At 49.9% G+C, this 17,324-nt stretch carries 15 protein-coding genes; all 15 read right to left on the bottom strand.

Annotation, left to right across the window (positions count from 1 at the left end; all coding sequences use genetic code 11):
* Window positions 1-98: 98 nt before the first annotated feature.
* The gene (locus tag EDC23_RS05170; RefSeq protein ID WP_134081851.1) at window positions 99-929 is read right to left on the bottom strand and encodes a sulfotransferase family 2 domain-containing protein; all 831 of its coding nucleotides are present in this window, start codon (window positions 927-929) and stop codon (window positions 99-101) included.
* A 96-nt stretch (window positions 930-1,025) separates the two neighbouring features.
* Entirely contained in the window at window positions 1,026-3,092 is a 2,067-nt protein-coding gene (locus EDC23_RS05165) for an aminotransferase class III-fold pyridoxal phosphate-dependent enzyme (RefSeq protein WP_166668774.1), read from the bottom strand.
* 4 nt (window positions 3,093-3,096) lie between these two features.
* Window positions 3,097-3,837, bottom strand: a complete 741-nt coding sequence (locus EDC23_RS05160) for a hypothetical protein (protein ID WP_134081847.1) — start codon at window positions 3,835-3,837, stop codon at window positions 3,097-3,099.
* A 49-nt stretch (window positions 3,838-3,886) separates the two neighbouring features.
* Complete coding sequence (locus tag EDC23_RS05155) at window positions 3,887-4,888, bottom strand: SDR family NAD(P)-dependent oxidoreductase (protein ID WP_166668773.1); 1,002 nt, start codon at window positions 4,886-4,888, stop codon at window positions 3,887-3,889.
* 33 nt (window positions 4,889-4,921) lie between these two features.
* Window positions 4,922-6,004 carry an N-acetylneuraminate synthase family protein gene (locus EDC23_RS05150; protein ID WP_134081843.1) on the bottom strand — a complete coding sequence of 361 codons (1,083 nt, stop codon included), beginning with the start codon at window positions 6,002-6,004 and terminating at the stop codon, window positions 4,922-4,924.
* Between the two features lie 49 nt (window positions 6,005-6,053).
* Window positions 6,054-7,862: an ABC transporter ATP-binding protein gene (locus tag EDC23_RS05145; protein ID WP_208321285.1), complete on the bottom strand. Its 1,809-nt coding sequence runs from the start codon at window positions 7,860-7,862 to the stop codon at window positions 6,054-6,056.
* An 82-nt stretch (window positions 7,863-7,944) separates the two neighbouring features.
* Complete coding sequence (tviB, locus tag EDC23_RS05140) at window positions 7,945-9,342, bottom strand: Vi polysaccharide biosynthesis UDP-N-acetylglucosamine C-6 dehydrogenase TviB (RefSeq protein ID WP_134081841.1); 1,398 nt, start codon at window positions 9,340-9,342, stop codon at window positions 7,945-7,947.
* 111 nt (window positions 9,343-9,453) lie between these two features.
* Window positions 9,454-10,461 carry an NAD-dependent epimerase gene (locus EDC23_RS05135; RefSeq protein ID WP_134081839.1) on the bottom strand — a complete coding sequence of 336 codons (1,008 nt, stop codon included), beginning with the start codon at window positions 10,459-10,461 and terminating at the stop codon, window positions 9,454-9,456.
* A gap of 226 nt (window positions 10,462-10,687) precedes the next feature.
* Window positions 10,688-12,154, bottom strand: a complete 1,467-nt coding sequence (locus EDC23_RS05130) for a mannose-1-phosphate guanylyltransferase/mannose-6-phosphate isomerase (protein ID WP_134081837.1) — start codon at window positions 12,152-12,154, stop codon at window positions 10,688-10,690.
* A gap of 106 nt (window positions 12,155-12,260) precedes the next feature.
* Window positions 12,261-12,629, bottom strand: a complete 369-nt coding sequence (locus EDC23_RS05125) for a four helix bundle protein (RefSeq protein WP_134081835.1) — start codon at window positions 12,627-12,629, stop codon at window positions 12,261-12,263.
* Window positions 12,630-12,746: 117 nt separating this feature from the next.
* Window positions 12,747-14,030 (bottom strand): nucleotide sugar dehydrogenase, encoded by a 1,284-nt coding sequence (locus EDC23_RS05120; RefSeq protein WP_134081833.1) that lies wholly within the window; start codon window positions 14,028-14,030, stop codon window positions 12,747-12,749.
* A gap of 67 nt (window positions 14,031-14,097) precedes the next feature.
* Window positions 14,098-14,469, bottom strand: a complete 372-nt coding sequence (locus EDC23_RS05115; protein WP_134081831.1) for a four helix bundle protein — start codon at window positions 14,467-14,469, stop codon at window positions 14,098-14,100.
* A gap of 78 nt (window positions 14,470-14,547) precedes the next feature.
* On the bottom strand, window positions 14,548-15,369 hold the full coding sequence (locus EDC23_RS05110; RefSeq protein ID WP_134081829.1) for a Wzz/FepE/Etk N-terminal domain-containing protein: 822 nt from the start codon (window positions 15,367-15,369) through the stop codon (window positions 14,548-14,550).
* Window positions 15,370-15,767: 398 nt separating this feature from the next.
* The gene (gene rfaH, locus EDC23_RS05105) at window positions 15,768-16,268 is read right to left on the bottom strand and encodes a transcription/translation regulatory transformer protein RfaH (RefSeq protein WP_134081827.1); all 501 of its coding nucleotides are present in this window, start codon (window positions 16,266-16,268) and stop codon (window positions 15,768-15,770) included.
* A 2-nt stretch (window positions 16,269-16,270) separates the two neighbouring features.
* Window positions 16,271-16,618, bottom strand: coding sequence for a MarR family EPS-associated transcriptional regulator (locus EDC23_RS05100; protein WP_134081825.1), 348 nt, complete (start codon window positions 16,616-16,618; stop codon window positions 16,271-16,273).
* Window positions 16,619-17,324 lie beyond the last annotated feature (706 nt).

Below are 17,324 nucleotides of genomic sequence, written 5' to 3'. Positions count from 1 at the left end.
CAATAATCGCACACGGTAATGCATTAGTATCGAAACCACGAATCAGGTATCTTTCGTGATTAAACTTGATGATGCACTTTCAATTTGAATACGCGACTTTACAAAGGAAATTCATAATCAAAATGTCTAAAAACATTAGACCAGATTTCCTCTACCAGAGCTTTAGACTCATCATCATATATATCTCTTATATTCACTGGAGAATTTTTTTTTGTATGCGGAAATGGTATCACTGACGGAGGAAGCTTAATAATATTTGAAATTTTTTCAATATCAGCCTCAAGCGTCTCAAACCTACCGATATAATCTACTGCTATATCACCATCAATCATGTAGATTTTATCTCCAGGGATTTCATAATTTCGCTCAGGCAGTGAGTTCTGTTGTATGCCCTTATTGCGCTCATATAATACCCCCCTCAAAAAATTCTTGAATTGCCCATTACTATTACTATTATTTTCAAACAGTTCATTTTCTTTGCCGGCTGCAAGAGACCATGCAGATTCATTAAATCTAAAAAAAGAAACCGCATGAGTATACGGATTACGCAAAAAAGCGAATTTAAAATAATTACTCCACTCCTCCGGAGCATATTGTGCAACCTGGATAGCAGCAGCATGCACGCTCTCTGTTCCCAATTTCTTCGCTATATTCTTTCTAAGCGCATAATCGAGAACTGGCCTTTCAAATAATTTGCCATCATTTTCCCTGCGCTTCAGCGCCTCAGAAATCATTTGCAAGCCGTATTCATTGTTAATCTCTCTAAAAACTCTTTTGTTGTATGGAATACGATTATTCAATGCGTCATTCCAAGCATCGAGCATCAAGTCGTCATCACCAAGAAACTGACTCAAATAGACAGCAATCGATGAGCCAGCGACCTTAGGGGTATGCAAAAAAATATATTTATATTTATGACTGATTATCATGAAAAACCTTGTCTAAAATTCTTGAATCATACAAATTGATTCATATATAGCTTTACCTTGTATAGTTACTCTCTTTACTATGTTAATGAGGATAGATTAACTTCTGGCTTGGAACGCTGGCACGGGAACAGGCCCCTCTAACCACTCTTTAGGATCAATACCATTATTTCGAGCCTCTGCAATACGTTTGAAGCCATGAGCGAAAGCAGAAAGCACTATGTTCACTGCAGCTTCATCTAGTGCTGCTGAAATATTAAACGTAGTTAACATCAGTACTCCTCGACGCGTAACTTCCTGTAACCAAAGAGCTTTTGTTGCCGGGTCATCTTCGCCATTTTCGTTAATGAATGCAAATGTCGCCCAATGTGGATGTCCCTTTAAGATGAAGGTATCTTTTAAACCCGCCGCTTCAGCCATGATCCGTGCGCCATCAAATAGTTTGGTACCAGCAGCAGTCATGCGTGCATATGCATCACCGTGTTCAAGAATATCAAGGACTTTCAATGATGCAGCCATAGCAGACACGTCACCAGCAAAAGTAAAGCTCACGAAAGCATCTTCGAAAACTTTCATAACATCACGGCGTCCTACGATGCAGCTAATTGGCCAGCCATTACCCATAGCCTTTCCGAAGGTAGCCATATCAGGCGTTACGTCGAATATCTTTTGTGCGCCACCAAGCTGAAAATGGAAACCGGAACATATTTCATCAAAAATAAGTAAGGCACCATGCTTATGCACAATCTCTTTTACCTTTGCCAGGTACTCACGATCAGGCCAGTTAAAATTGACCGGTTCCATTATCACGGCAGCGAACTCTCCGGATTTGCTCGCTAGTAGCTCCTCAAGTGCATCAAGATCATTATAAGGGAATGGGTGCGTCAGTTCCTGGACAGTTTTTGGTACGCCTGCGTTGCGTGAAGTAGAACCAATAAACCAGTCTTGCCAACCATGGTAACCACAAACTGCGACCCGATCTCTTTCGGTATAAGCTCTAGCTGCTCGTATTGCACCTGACGTGGCATCAGAACCGTTCTTTCCATATCGAACCATCTCTGCGCAAGGGATCAGACTGCAGAGCCTTTCTGCAAGCTCCACCTCAATGGGATGAGGCAATGTGAAACAGTGGCCATGAGTTGCTCGTTCATAGGCAGCGCGATCTACTTCATCATGTGCATACCCTAAAATATTAGGCAATAAGCCTTGGACAAGATCAACATATTGGTTACCATCCACATCCGTGACAACCGCGCCTTTGCCGTTTTCCAGAAAGATTGGCGTTACACCCCTGATGTGATGACGCCAACTCTTTGAGTAGGTTTGTGCACCACCCGGTATTACTTGCTCACTGCGTTCCAACCAAGCAAAGCTTTTGCCCAAAGATAGCGGCGGTGCGGCTTCAGCAGTAGCGGTGTTGAATATTGACAGATAATAACCCTCATTGATTATCGCTTTTCCTGGTTCTGCACCACTTTCAGTAACGGTTGACATGATTTCCTCGAAGTTGAAGGGTCCTGGACCACGCCGGTCTAGACAAGCCCACACTAATCGTACAAATTCAAGATCGTCCGGATGGTCAACAGACCAACGCATTGATGGGTTAATTGGCGGCTGGTGTGATACATCCAGTTTGACTACATCAGGATTTCGACGAATCCATAAGGTAACATGCTCAAGATCAGGTTCATCAACTGCGAAAGTTGATGCCAGATTCATAACCGATGTAGTAAACACCTCCACATCCTGACCATCGGGCCTTGTGTACGGGTTTGTATTACTGGCATATTCTGCATTTGAATCAAGGAAAGTATACACTACTTCATCGACGGTATCCGGCGAGTGCAACGGACAATCACCAGTAACTCGCACCACGATATCGGCTTCAGATGCGTCAGCCGCTTTGATATAGCGACTAAGAACATTTTCTTTAGATCCACGGACGACCCGATAACCTAGATTCCGACCAAATTCGGCAATGACGTCGTCAGCCGGTTCGCTACTGGTTGCGATGACTATTTCATCAAGAGATGTTGCGCCTTGAAGTTGGCGTAATAGGCGTTCCAATAATGGGACTCCCGCGACATCCATCATGGTCTTGCCAGGCAACCGGCGAGATCCCATGCGCGCCTGTACAATTGCTACTACTTTCCCTGATTTTTTCATAATTCTACTTTGCTGATGTTTGAATAAGGGGATACTCGGCAATAAGCTCTCTTTCTTCCATATACCAACGTGTCTCATGGATGAATTTCATGCTACGTATTTCGGTTGATGCAATTGTTATGTCACTGAGTTCTTGCATTAAACTCGCAAGATCCGAAAATCGTCTCACCCCTAATGGTTCAAGAATTCGTCCTAGTGGAACATGCGCCCAAGCAGACTGCTTTTTCGGCATGAAAGATATTTCCGATTTGAGTCTAGTGCGCAAGCGAAATATTTCGGCATTTTTGTCAAATCCTCTAGCGACGACACAACCATCTGGATTAATTTGTATACCGCCAATAATAAATTTAAAGACGGAGGGCTTCAATGCTGTCAATGTTGTTTCAATACTAGATTGCCAACTATCATGCCAATAGTCGTCTGGCCATTTAAATACGCAATATTCCAACCCGAGGTTTTGTGGCAAGACCCAGTAGTGCAAGCTATCCTTAAGGATTTTTGATATTTCCTTTTGAACAGAAATCAGCGCTTCCGTGAAATCTTCTTCGAAGGGTAATCCAGATAATAACGCATAAACTTCTTGTGCTTTGGGTCGTGGATTTCGTGACTCAAGGCTTTCCGGATTAAAAAGGGATCTGGAAATTTCGAGTTGTGTTTTATCAAAATCTGATGCAAGCCATGTACGCTTTCCAACAGATTGATATGCTTCTCTGAGATCAGAAAAATGCTTGTTCAACTTATACATTTATTTTTATCTCTTTCACACAACAAACTGGGCACGAACCAACCGTATACTATATTAAGCTTGAAAAACTAAGAATATTGGCTACTTCTTCTTCAGTCAAAAGGTCCTGATCCGAGCGTAACGGGGCATTAAGGCGTGGAAAGTCATTGTACTTACTATACTCATGACGTGTTTCATCTGACATAAGATCTACTGTATCAGGTAGAACGACATAAACGTGATCATCATATACAGTGCGAGGCGCTTCATTTTCTGTTACCAACTCTTCATAGAGTTTTTCGCCCGGCTTTACACCAATTTCTATAAATTCAGGTGACTCATCACCACTTACAACTCGCGCAAGTGTCATTATATCATTACTACCCATATTCAATACAAAAATTTCACCACCCAACATCTCAGATGCTGCATACAAACAAAGATCTACCGCCTGTTCCATAGTAATGAAAAAACGAGTCATCTGTTTTGATGTTATAGTAATTGGTGAACCATTTTCGAGTTGTCTTTTGAAGATTGTCAAGACTGAGCCGTTCGAATTAAGAACATTGCCAAAACGCACACAGGAGAATCGAGTTTTATGTTTTCCAGCGTGATGGTTAGCCGATACAAACAAACGCTCCCCCAAAAGTTTACTTGCACCCATTGTGCTGGTTGGATTAACTGCTTTGTCGCTACTTGTAAAAATCACACGATCGACATCTGCAGCAATGGCCGCCTGAATCACATTGTGCGAACCTTCAATATTCGTTTGCATCGCCTCGAAAGGGTTATACTCCGATAAATAAACATGCTTCAAGGCAGCGCAGTGAAAGACAATATCAACACCTTCAAAAGCCATTCTAAGACGGTACTCATCTCTGATGTTACCTAAGAATGAACGTAAACGACCTTCAGCTATTTCATTGAGCTCCTGATCAAGTCTAAAAAGACCATCCTCACTTTGATCAAGAGCACAAACAGTATGCCCCAAGCTTAGAAGACGGCGTACTAGTTCTGACCCTACGGATCCACAAGCACCTGTTACAACAATTCTAGAATTAGTTGAAATCATACTCTCTATCATAATAATACCAATATTTAGAGTTTATTCGACATCAGCCCATTTTAAGCCTGCTCCACACGCAACATTTTTGAGCAGTCTTTTACCAACTAGCTTATGGATTTCGAACGGTGCAATTGAATCTGACGGACAAGGTCTCAACACAGTCAGATCATTTAATTCAATTACCTTCCCCATCTTAAGATCATGCGCAGCCCTAACACATCGGCGCTGTACAATTGCTGTTTCACGCTCATTCGTCTCGATTTTCTTAGTTCCATCACCCAAGGAGGCTTCAAGCTCTCTTGTTCGGTCGACCATTTCTCGCCAGGATTGAGGGTCCATAGCAAACGAATGGTCCGGTCCTTCTCGCTTATTGGAATCCGTGAAATGCTTTTCAATCACGCGCGCTCCCAAAGCAACGGCACCTAGCACCGAAACATGGCCCGGCATGTGATCACTCAGCCCTAATATAACTCCGGGGTACATCTCCGCATAAGTTCGTAACACATTTAGTTGAAGATTGGAATAGTTATCGAGTCCAGCTGTATAGTTTGTATTGCACTGCATCAGCACCAAATCCGGTGTATTCTCTAAAATCACATTAACTGCGCGTTTGACATCAACTATGTCCGAGGCTCCTGTCGCAAGTAATATAGGCTTTTCCTTAAAAGCTATATGCTTGATAATATCTAGCCACGTTATATCTCCTGATCCTATTTTATATGCAGGCACAAATGTATCCACGTAATCTACAAGCTCAAGCGAGTAGGGGCTCGTCAAGAAGGAAATGCCTACTTCATCACATGTTTTTTTTAATTCAGCAGTCCATTCTCTATTCAATGAAGCATCTTCATAAGTCTGATATACAGACTTTTTCCATGCCGCTTGATGAGATTGTTTTTCACCCAACTCTTTGAATCCATAGTCACTTACTAGTGAGCCTGCCGTGTAATGCTGAAACTTAGCTGCAGCAGCACCAGCCTCTTTCGCCATATAGATAAGTTCTTTAGCCCGATTTAGATCGCCGTCGAAATTTGAGCCTATTTCAGCAATAAAGTAAACAGGCTCAGAATTATCTATTTTTATATCGTCAATAAGTATTGATGTACTAGGTGTATGATTCATTACTTCACCTTCTTAATTATCATGAAACAGTAAAAAGTACAGACGGTTGTTATATAGTATCCATTTCCCGGAAGATCTGATTTTCATCAATGAGCTGTTCGTAACTTCCATGCGCTATTACTTCACCACCCTGAAGAAGATAGATCTGTTCGCACTGGCGCACGGTACTAAGCCGATGGGCAATCATGATGATGGTCTTGCGGTGACCTAGGTTGTGCACCGCGTCCATCACCGCCCTCTCGGTGAGGTTATCCAAGGCGCTGGTGGCCTCGTCAAATACCAGTACTTCCGGATCGTGGTAGAGGGCACGGGCAATGCCAATGCGCTGACGCTGGCCGCCAGAGAGGCGCACACCGCGCTCGCCCACCACGGTGTCGTAGCCCTGAGGCATCTCACTGACCACGAAGTTGTGCAATTCGGCGATGCGCGCGGCGTTCTCCACGGCGACGGGGTCAATCCGCTCTGGTGGCAAACCGAAGGCGATATTGGCCGCCACGGTGTCGTCAGTAAGGAAGATGCTCTGAGGTACGTAACCTATGTTGCGCTGCCAAGCGCGCAATTCTTCGCCACTAATTGGCTGGTCGTCGATCTTCAGGTGACCTTGTTGCGGCTCCAGTAGGCCAAGGATGAGATCGACGGCGGTGGTCTTGCCTGCGCCGGTGCTGCCCACCAAGCCGACGGTTGTGCGTGCCGGGATGGTAAGACTAAGGTGGTTCAACGCGGGCTGTTCGGCCTGCGGGTAGGTATAAACGATGCCGTCTAGCGTGATGCGCTCCTTCAGCGACAACACTTCCTCTGTCTCCGTACGCACCCTAGCAGTGGGGAGGGCACCAACTTGCTCTGTCTCTACCAGATCACGGTGCAATGCCTCCAAGGCGGGTTGGCCGAAACGCAGCTTGGCAAGGGCGCCGTAGATTTGTTGCAGGGCTGGCATCAGCCGCATGCCGGCAAAGGCATAGAGAGTAATAAGGGGCAACACGTTGCCCAGTTCGCCCTCCTCCACTGCCAGCAGGACCAGCAGCAGTACCAGCATGCCGCCTAAAACCAGCGCTTCTAAGGCAAAGCGAGGCACTTGATTTATGATCTGATTTATGGCCTGGACACGAGCAAAACGGCTGGCCGGGCCAGCGAATCCACGGATGTAGCCGTTCTCCAGCCCGAGGACCTTGACATCCTTGATGCCGCCCAGTGCCTCCTGGGCGATCTGGAAGCGCTCCTGGTTTGCCTTTACACGCTCAGCGCCGATGCGGCCAATGTAGCGGCGCAGTACGCCATAGATGAGGCCGTATACGCCACCGAGGACCAGTACCGCGACCATGGCAACCATCGGATTCACCATCACCACCAAAGCAATAAGAAAGAAGGCGACAATACCATGGGCCAACAGGTTCACCGCTGGCAGTAGAACGACACTGATAACCTGTTGGACTTCGGAGAGTATCGATTTACCGAGATCGGCGCTATGACGGTTCAGAAAGAAGCTGTAAGGGCGCCCGAGGTAGCCGCGCAGCAGGCGAATGCTGATAGTGTAGTTGCGCATGTGAGTGAAGCGCGCCATAGCCCAGTGTGTCAGCGCCTTGAAAATGAGACTGCCTACTACCAGCACAAAGACAACTCCACCGAGGAAGAGCAGGAAGGTATCGGTACTAGTAAAACCAAGGCTAGTGTAGACGGCATTGAGATATAGATTTGTCTCCACCACCTCCGGGTTAGATACCACTGATATAAATGGCATAATCGAAGCGACGCCAATGACATCCAGCAAGCCCATGACCAGCATCATGCCGAACAACAGCACGGCGTTGCGGCGCTCGCGGGCGTCAAGCAGATCACGGATTTTGCGGTAGGTATCAAGCATTGAGGTAGTGATTCAGTTAAAGTTTTTTCGCCGAGGGGGCTCGGACAGAAATAAAGTTCTTAGTTCTTAGTACCTACGCATGTTATAAACGTAGGTCACACTCTTCGGGAGGCAGCAGGTATTTGATGTCGTACAGGACATGGTTTTCTTTCCCGAGTGAGCGTATGGCCTGCGGTCCCATTTTTTTGAACTGGTCATGGGCGACGGCGATGATGATGGCGTCGTAGGGGCTGGACTCCCCCTCTCCCTGGCCCTCTCCCCCGGGGGGAGAGGGAAGTTTTGTGAGTAGTTCGAGGTTGTATTCGTGCCGGGCTTCATCCGCATCGACCCAGGGATCGTGGACATCCACCGTGGCGTTGTACTCTTTCAGCTCCTGTACGATATCGATGATACGGGTGTTGCGCAGATCGGGGCAGTTTTCCTTGAAAGCAAATCCCATAACCAGTATCCGGCTGCCCTCGACCTGGATGCGTTTTTTGAGCATGGCCTTGACCAGTTGCGAGACGATGTGGGCGCCCATGTTGTCGTTGAGCCGGCGGCCGGCCAGGATCATCTCGGGATGGTGGCCGACGGTCTGGGCCTTGTGGGTAAGGTAATAGGGATCGACACCGATGCAGTGGCCGCCGACCAGGCCGGGACGAAACGGCAGGAAGTTCCATTTGGTGCCTGCAGCTTCAAGAACCTGCAGAGTATCGATACCCAGTTTATTAAACAGAATGGCCAGCTCGTTGATCAGGGCGATGTTGACGTCGCGCTGGGTGTTTTCAATGACCTTGGCCGCTTCGGCCACCTTGATGCTGGACGCCTTGTGGGTGCCGGCGGTGATGATGCCGGCGTAGAGGTTATCGACAAACTCGGCGATCTCCGGGGTGGAACCGGAAGTGACTTTTTTAATGGTGGTCACGCGATGTTGTTTGTCGCCGGGGTTGATGCGTTCGGGGCTGTAACCTAAATAAAAGCCGGCAGTTGGTTGAGCGTAGTCGGCAGTTGGCAGTTGGCAGTTGGCAGCATGGAGATAAGTTAGCCCGGAATATTTTTCCAGAACCGGGGCGCAGTCTTCTTCGGTGCAGCCGGGGTAGACGGTGGATTCGTAGATGACGATGTCGTCTTTTTTTAACACTTTGCCGATGGTCTCGGAGGCCTTGATCAGCGGGGTCAGATCGGGGCGTTTGTGCTCGTCGATGGGAGTTGGCACGGTGACGATGTAGACATTGCATTGGGCCAGGTCATCGATATTACTGGTGAAACTCAGTTGCCCGGCTTGTGACAGTTCGTCGCTATCCACTTCCAGGGTGGCGTCATGGCCGCGCTGCAGTTCCGCGATGCGTTTGGCATTGATGTCGAAGCCGACGACGGGCTGTTTTTTTCCGAATTCCACGGCCAGGGGGAGGCCGACGTAGCCGAGGCCAATGATCGCGAGCTTCGCATTATTAATGCTGAAGCTCGAGTGCTGAGTACTGGGTTCTGAGTGCTGAGTCATATGAATTAGTTCTTAGTTCCGAGTTCTTAGTACTTAGTACTAAGTCGTAAGTCGTAAGTCGTAAGTCGTAAGTCGTTAACTGTAACTGACAACTGCGGCTGCCAACTTTGTTTATATTTTATGATAGTCGCGGTACCAGTCGACGAAGTTTCGGATGCCCTCTTCGACGCTGGTATCGGGTTTGTAGCCGGTGTCGTTGACCAGGTCCTGGACGTCGGCGTAGGTGTCGGGGACGTCGCCGGGTTGCAGGGGAAGCAGGTTTTTTTCGGCTTTTTTGCCCAGGCACTCTTCCAGGACTTCGATGTAGTGTTCCAGCTCGACCGGGTTGTTGTTGCCGATGTTGTAAACCCGCCAGGGGGCCATGCTGGTGCCGGGATCGGGGCTGTCGCCGGACCAGTCCGGGTTGGCGGTTGCGGGTCGGTCGAGTACGCGGATGACGCCTTCGACGATGTCGTCGATGTAGGTAAAGTCGCGGCGGTGCTTGCCGTAGTTGAAGACGTCAATGGGCTCGCCCGCCAGGATCTTACGGGTAAACAGGAACAGGGCCATATCCGGCCGGCCCCAGGGACCGTAGACGGTGAAAAACCGCAGGCCGGTGGTCGGCAGGTTGTACAGATGACTGTAGGTGTGGGCCATCAGCTCGTTGGCTTTTTTGCTGGCCGCGTAAAGACTCAGGGGGTGGTCGACATTGTTATGCACCGAAAAGGGCATGTTGGTGTTGGCGCCGTAGACCGAGCTGGACGAGGCAAACACCAGGTGTTCGACGCCATTGTGGCGGCAGCCTTCGAGGATATGACCAAACCCCACCAGGTTGCTGTCGATGTAGGCCATGGGATTTTCGATGGAATAGCGTACCCCGGCCTGGGCGGCGAGGTTGACGACCCGCTGCGGCTTGTGGGTGGCAAACGCCTCCTCGATCGCCGCCCTGTCCCCCAGATCGATGCGCAAATGGGTGTAGTTGGGGTGGTCTGCATGACGGGCCAGACGGGCCTCTTTGATGGCCGGATCGTAATAGTCATTGTGGTTATCTATTCCCACGACTTCGTCGCCGCGCTCCAGAAGCCGGAGGCTGAGCGCGGAGCCAATGAAGCCGGCCGCGCCGGTTACGAGTACTTTCATTGTTGGCAATCCTTTGTTAGCAAATTCAACACTTTATTAATGTTAAATTTTGAATGTTGGATTTTTAATTTATGTGTGCTTCGCATGCTGAACGGCTTATATAATTTTGAATTTTGAATGTTGGATGTTTAATTTATGTATGCTTCGTCGCATGCTGTTCATTTATATAAAACAGCAATCTCATCAATTAAAAATTCAAAATCAAGCATTCAACATTGTTCTTAATTTATTTTTTCCGGCCGTAGATGTCTTCAAAGCGCACGATATCATCCTCGCCGAGGTAGCTGCCGGACTGAACTTCGATGATCTCCAGCGGGATGCTGCCGCAATTTTCCAGGCGGTGTTTGACGCCCAGCGGGATGAAGGTGGATTCGTTCTCGGTGACCAGAAACTCTTCCTCACCCCGGGTCACCCGGGCGGTGCCGGTGACCACGACCCAGTGTTCCGCCCGGTGATGGTGCATTTGCAGTGACAGGGCCGAGCCCGGTGCAACAGTGATGCGTTTGACCTGATAACGCGTGGCGGCGTCAATGGACTCGTAATTGCCCCAGGGCCGGTAAACCTTGCGATGGGTGAGGTACTCATCGCGACTGGCGCCTTTGAGATAGTCGACAATCTGTTTGACATCCTGCGAGCGGTTTCTGTCCGCGACCAGTATCGCATCGGCGGTTTCCACGACGATGGTTTCTTTCAGGCCGACCGTTGCGATGTGCCGCTGATTGCTGAACAGCAGGCAATCCTCGTTATCCAGGGCGTAGACATCGCCTTTGATGACATTCCCCTCGGGGTCCTTGTCGGAGACTTCCCACAGCGTGGACCAGATACCGATATCCGACCAGCCGGCGGACATGGGCACCACCACGGGAGACAATGTTGTGCTGGCCGACTCCCCGGTGAGCTTTTCCATCACCGCGTAGTCTATGGAATCGCCGGGGGACGCCAAAAAGGCCGTCTTGTCGACGCGGACAAAGTCCCGATCATCCTCGCGGCCGGCGAATGCCTGTTGCACGGCGTTGTATATGGCCGGCGCACAGGTTTCGATCGTGCGGTTCCAGACGCCTGCCTGCATCATGAACATGCCGCTGTTCCAGAGGTAATCGCCGCTGGCCAGGTAGGATTCGGCCGTGCTCTGATCCGGCTTTTCCACAAAGCGGTCAATCGTGCAGGCGACCGGATTGCCGTCAACCGACTCGCCTTTGCGAATATACCCGTAGCCAGTCTCGGCACTGACCGGCTCAATCCCGAAGGTCACCAGCTTACCCTGCCCCGCCTGGGTAATGCCGTGACGCAGACTCGCCTGGAAGCTGGCCTGGTCCAGAATCACGTGGTCCGCGGGCATGACCAGCATAATGGTCTCCGGATCCTGTTCGGCAATGGCCAGTGCGGCCAGGGTCAGCGCCGGGGCGGTATTGCGGCCCTGGGGCTCGAGAATGATCGCCTCGGGCGGACAGTCGATCTGGCGCAGCTGCTCGGCAATAAAAAAGCGGTGTTCCTCATTGCAGACCACAATCGGCGGCAGCATGGTTAACTCGTCGGTGTCCCGATCCAGTCCCTCCAGGCGGCTGACTGTATCCTGTATCAGGGTCTGTTCGGAGAACAGGGCCAGCAACTGCTTGGGATAATGTTCCCGGGAGACCGGCCACAAACGCGAGCCGGTTCCGCCGGACAGGATAACAGGCTGCAAGGTTGGCATTAGATACGGCCTGCTGCTTTCGAACGGTGCAAAATAAAGGTGACCCTGGAGCTGTGCTTCGAGAAATGGTGAATGTTGAATTTTTGATTTTGAATTGTCATTCGCCTCATCTATCTATTTTATAACAGGCGCTTGATTTGACGATCTTTGTCAATAACCTGACTAGTTGCTCGGATTCATCAATGAGAGATTTCGTCTCATCATCCTGTCTGACCAAATAGCCTGTTTCCACCAGCAAGTCAATCCAGTATTTGGTTTCTCTGGCTTCTTTGCTCGCTATAGCCATTTTGGCAGTAAAGTCATTTCGACTCTGACCGGCCTGAGCCTCATTCACATTGGCACCAATCGACGTCCCGGCGCGTAATAACTGTTTGGACAAAATATACTCACGATTAGCCGCCAATTTTTTGTGTATATTGATCACCCGAACCGCAAACGCGAATGACTTTTCCAGAACGGCATTTTCCTTTGCCATGATAAACCTCCGATGTTGCTATTAATTTTGAATTTTAAATGCTTAATGTTGAATAGTTGTCACGGCTGTTATTTATAAATTCAACATTCAAAATTCATCATTCAGCATTGCCTTCCTCTAGTCGCTGTTAAACAGATCCCGCGTGTATACCTTGTCTGCGACATCGGTCAGGTTTTCTGACCGGCGGTTGGCGATGATGATGTCGCAGGTTTGTTTGAATTCGTTCAAATCCTTGATGACGCGGGAGTTGTAAAAGTTGTCATCTTCCAGCGCCGGTTCGTAGACGACGACTTCGATGCCCTTGGCCTTGATTCGCTTCATCACGCCCTGGATGGCGGAGGTGCGGAAGTTGTCGGAGCCGCTTTTCATGACCAGGCGGTAGACACCGACGGTTTTCTGCTTTGATATCCCCTCTCCCTTGCCCTCTCCCTGAGGGAGAGGGGATGTGTTGTTGAGTCGCCTGAGGATGCTGTCGGCGACAAAATCCTTGCGGGTGGTATTCGCATCGACAATGGCCTGGATGATGTTACCGGGAATATCCTGGTAATTGGCCAGCAGCTGCTTGGTGTCCTTGGGCAGGCAATAGCCGCCGTAGCCAAACGAGGGATTGTTGTAGTGGCTGCCGATGCGCGGATCCAGGCAGACGCCGTCGATGATGTGCCGGGTGTCGAGGTTATGGGTCTCGGCGTAGGTGTCCAGTTCGTTGAAGTAGGCGACCCGCATGGCCAGATAAGTGTTGGCAAACAGTTTGACCGCTTCGGCTTCGGTGCTGTTCATGAACAGCACCGGGATGTCTTCTTTTACCGCGCCCTGCCTGAGCAGGTTGGCAAACGTTTCGGCCCGCTCGGATTGTTCGCCAACGATGATGCGCGAGGGGTAGAGGTTATCGTGTAGTGCTTTACCTTCTCTCAAGAATTCTGGTGAAAAAAACAGACTCACATTTTTCAGGTCGCAATCGGAAGTCGGAAGTCGGAAATCTTCAGACTTTAACCCGGCTGTGTACCCTACGGGTACTGTTGATTTTATGACCATCGTGGTGTCGGGGTTGATGGCCAGGACGTCTGCGATGACGGACTCGACGGTGCTGGTGTTGAAGTAGTTGGTTACCGGGTCGTAGTCGGTCGGGGTGGCGATGATGACGAAGTCGGCGTCCTGATAGGCCTCGTTTTTGTCCAGCGTGGCGCGCAGGTTGAGGTTGTTGTTCGCCAGGTAGTCCTCGATCTCGGTGTCGATGATCGGGGATTTGCGCGCATTGATGAGTTCGACTTTTTCCGGATCGATGTCCAGGGCGACAACCTCGTTGTGCTGGGCCAGCAGGATGGCGTTGGAGAGACCGACGTAGCCGGTGCCGGCGATGGCCACTTTATAGTTCTTAGTTCTGAGTTCTGAGTTCTGAGTCATAAAAGAGTTCTAAGTTCCGAGTTCTTAGTACTTAGTCATAAAAGAGTTCTTTGTACTTAGTACTTGATTATTCACATTGTTTGGCGACTGAGGCTCTCAGGCCAGAGATTATTTTTGATACTTCAACCGAGCTCTCGTACAAGTGTTCAAATATATTCTTGTTTATATATCCTACGTCGAGAGCAACGTATAACTGGGAGCGGACTTCGGCACAGGAGGCTTTGGCGACAACCAGGAATTGGTGAAATTCTTTTGACCCTTTACGCTCGAAACCTTCCGCGATATTCGACATAACCGATACAGCTGCTCGTCGAATCTGGTCGCGAAGGGCAAAGTCTTTGGAAAAACTGCCTTCGCCGGTGGTTTTATAAATTGTGGCAGCCATGTCCCTGGATTTTTGCCAGGCTACCAGGTCTTCGAACCGTTTTATTCCGCTCATTTTTACTCCTCCCTGAATAAAAGATAGTGCTGAGTGCTGAGTGCTGTGTTCTTAGTACTAAGAGCTAAGAACTAAAATCTACATTACCGTTCCCGTGGTCGAGGTTCTTGCCTTTGCGATGAATTCGGCGAAGAAGGCGGCGAAGATGCCGAGCATGAGGCCCAGGATGATGGACAGGGCCATGACCAGGCCGGGTTTGGGTTTGATGGGATTTTCCGGCGATACTATTTCGCCCACCATTTCCGTCTGTTGGGTCCTGGGTTCGCTGAGTGCCTGTTCCAGTTCGGCCAGTCTCTCTTCCAGTTCCGGGGTGGCACGGATGATGTTGCCTTTTTCAATCATCAGCACGGCGGCCTGTACCGGTTGATCGGCGCGTAACCGATTGATCTGCAGGTCCAGTTCATCGAGTTGATGCTCAAAACCGCTCAGGCGGCGCTGGAGTGTATCGCGGCGTTCCTTCACGGGAGAGCTAAGATCATGGAAACGGTTGCGATGCTTGTCCAGCAGGTTATTCACTATCTTGTCGAGCTGTTCCTGGCTGGTTTCTCTGTCAGTATTCGTAACAACCAGGGTTGCCGTGTTATTAGATTTTTTCTCAACAGAATCCAGTACTGGAGATTCCGCTAACAGGCGTTGTTTCATTTCCGAAAATTCCTCAACATCGCCAACACTTCCGACTTGTCCAACCTGAATCATTGCCCTACTTTCATAGACCGGTTTTGTCAGTAGCAGATAGATGACGGCTACGACAATAACCAGTGCGAATACAGCGATCACGATTTTTTTGCGCCGCATCAGGGTGTTCCAGAGATCGATGAGGCTGATTTCGTCGTCAGGGTAGTAGTATTGTTGTGGAGACGGGGGCTGATTCTGGGGTGGTATTTGGTTATTGTTGTTCATTATAAATCCAGTTCTGAGTCAAGAAATAGTTCTTAGTTCTTAGTCGTAGGCCGGACATAGCACCCTTCGGGCATAAACTCCGCGGTGTCCGGCACGAGCTGCCCGATACCGCGTTGCTTTATCGGGCCTACGGGCTATCGGCGACGGTTGTGCCCTTTCTCCCGAGTCGCGGCTGAGTCTCTCACGGCTCACTGTAGAACCCCTTCGGGTTTCATTCAGCATTACTTCGCGTTGCTCAGGTCTTGTCTCATAGAACCCCTGCGGGTTTTATTATGAGTACCCTACCTATCTTCGATAGGTCAGGGCACCATGCCTTCCGCGACAGAGCCCACCCCGCGAGCAAGGCGAGTGTTTTGGGTGTTAGTACATCCATGTACGTCAAGCCCCTCCTACAGGTGCTATCTCGCCGGGACGATGTCGTGGGTTTCGACGGTGACGCGGTTCTGGCGGCCCAGCATGTCCAGCAGGATGATGACCCGTTCGGTGCCGCTGGCTTTTTCAAAAACGCCGTTGAGGCCGGTAAAGGCGCCTTCCACGACCTGAACCTTGTCGCCCGGCCGCCAGGCGGGTTGGTCGCCCGGTTCACCGAGCAGAATCTGTTCCTGCCGGTGGATGGTGTCGATCGCCTGTTGCGAGATGGTCGCCGGTTCGTTGCCGAAGCGGACCATGTTCAGCACGCCCAGGGTCGAGCGAATGGGGGCGAAGTCGTCGATCCCCCGGGCCAGCTGGACGAACAGGTAGCGGGGAAACAGCGGCTCGATAATTTTTTGCCAGCGCTGGCGTCGACGTTTGGCCTCGGCCATTTTAGGGAAATAAGTGGTATAGCCCTGGCGCTCGAGATTCGCCACGGCCAGCGATTCTTTTTGCGGCTTGGTCTGGACCACGTACCAGTGATGCATCCTTACACTTCCCCTTCTTCGAGCGGCTTGAGAGCGGCGACCTCTTCGCGCAGCTCCTTGAGTTCTTCCAGCAGTTGTTCGTGTTCCTGCTGTTTGCGTTTTAAAAAGCGCAGGGTCACCCGCGCTTTCTCTTCCAGCCCCTTTGGGGTCAGAAGATAAGCATACTGCAATTTGTGCGGGTTTTGGCGGAAATTGCCGACCTTGACCCAGCCTTTATCGATCAGCGCCTTGAGGCAGTAATTGGTCTTGCCCAGGCTGATGCCCAGCTCATTGGCCAGCTCGCGCTGGTTAATGTGCGGGTTCTCTTCCAGCCGTTTTAACAGCTTGTAGCGGGTTTCGTCGGTTAGCATTAAAAAGAGTTCTGAGTGCTGAGCGGGTTTGCCCGATACCGCGTTGCTTTATCGGGCCTACAAGCTGAATTTAGAGTCGTAGGCCGGACATAGCGCTAGCGGTGTCCGGCGCGGATTTGCCCGATACCGCGTGTTATATCGGACCCACGAGCTGGGAGCGGGGCATTTGGGCACGCTACCGCCCTGTCGTACAGGTTATTCCCACAACATAATAAAGGTTTCTAGCTTAACTTACGGGCCAGCTTATAAAAATCGCTTTGTTCACCCGTTGAACGTGATAGTAGATGAGTCGCCGGTGAGTGTAAAGAATCATTTACAGAACGGGTATCAGGGTTTTCCCTACCTGCTGAGTTCTGAGTTCTGAGTTCTGAGTGCTGAGTGCTGTTTGTTGTGGGAGACGATTTCCATCGGCGACCGGTTGTGCCCCTTCTCCCGAGTCGCGGCTGTAAGCCCCTCCTACAAAGAACAGTCCTAAGTCCTAAGTCCTAAGTCCTAAGTCCTAAGTCCTAAGTCCTAAGTCCTTATGATAACTGCCAGCTTTTTTTGTGCAAAAAAATGCCCGCCGGGCATCCTTGCCGGGCGGGACTTTGGGTGTGATATCCCTATCACGTACAACGTCCTTGTTGAGAAACAACATAGTGCCCCCTTCCCGAAAAAGCTGTAGGACGGGACCGATCGTGTTGTAGGAATCGGCTGAAAATGGTGT

It is taken from the genome of Thiohalophilus thiocyanatoxydans, from assembly GCF_004366735.1.
Taxonomy (GTDB): domain Bacteria; phylum Pseudomonadota; class Gammaproteobacteria; order UBA6429; family Thiohalophilaceae; genus Thiohalophilus; species Thiohalophilus thiocyanatoxydans.
Note: the sequence above shows the minus strand (reverse complement) of the source record. Positions and strands in the feature narration are given on the sequence as shown.

Bases quoted from the DNA above. Each gene is read 5' to 3' on its own strand.
- EDC23_RS05170 (WP_134081851.1), bottom strand. From the start codon at position 929: ATGATAATCAGTCATAAATATAAATATATTTTTTTGCATACCCCTAAG.
- EDC23_RS05165 (WP_166668774.1), bottom strand. From the start codon at position 3,092: ATGAAAAAATCAGGGAAAGTAGTAGCAATTGTACAGGCGCGCATGGGA.
- EDC23_RS05160 (WP_134081847.1), bottom strand. From the start codon at position 3,837: ATGTATAAGTTGAACAAGCATTTTTCTGATCTCAGAGAAGCATATCAA.
- EDC23_RS05155 (WP_166668773.1), bottom strand. From the start codon at position 4,888: ATGATTTCAACTAATTCTAGAATTGTTGTAACAGGTGCTTGTGGATCC.
- EDC23_RS05150 (WP_134081843.1), bottom strand. From the start codon at position 6,004: ATGAATCATACACCTAGTACATCAATACTTATTGACGATATAAAAATA.
- EDC23_RS05145 (WP_208321285.1), bottom strand. From the start codon at position 7,862: ATGCTTGATACCTACCGCAAAATCCGTGATCTGCTTGACGCCCGCGAG.
- tviB (WP_134081841.1), bottom strand. From the start codon at position 9,342: ATGACTCAGCACTCAGAACCCAGTACTCAGCACTCGAGCTTCAGCATT.
- EDC23_RS05135 (WP_134081839.1), bottom strand. From the start codon at position 10,461: ATGAAAGTACTCGTAACCGGCGCGGCCGGCTTCATTGGCTCCGCGCTC.
- EDC23_RS05130 (WP_134081837.1), bottom strand. From the start codon at position 12,154: ATGCCAACCTTGCAGCCTGTTATCCTGTCCGGCGGAACCGGCTCGCGT.
- EDC23_RS05125 (WP_134081835.1), bottom strand. From the start codon at position 12,629: ATGGCAAAGGAAAATGCCGTTCTGGAAAAGTCATTCGCGTTTGCGGTT.
- EDC23_RS05120 (WP_134081833.1), bottom strand. From the start codon at position 14,030: ATGACTCAGAACTCAGAACTCAGAACTAAGAACTATAAAGTGGCCATC.
- EDC23_RS05115 (WP_134081831.1), bottom strand. From the start codon at position 14,469: ATGAGCGGAATAAAACGGTTCGAAGACCTGGTAGCCTGGCAAAAATCC.
- EDC23_RS05110 (WP_134081829.1), bottom strand. From the start codon at position 15,369: ATGAACAACAATAACCAAATACCACCCCAGAATCAGCCCCCGTCTCCA.
- rfaH (WP_134081827.1), bottom strand. From the start codon at position 16,268: ATGCATCACTGGTACGTGGTCCAGACCAAGCCGCAAAAAGAATCGCTG.
- EDC23_RS05100 (WP_134081825.1), bottom strand. From the start codon at position 16,618: ATGCTAACCGACGAAACCCGCTACAAGCTGTTAAAACGGCTGGAAGAG.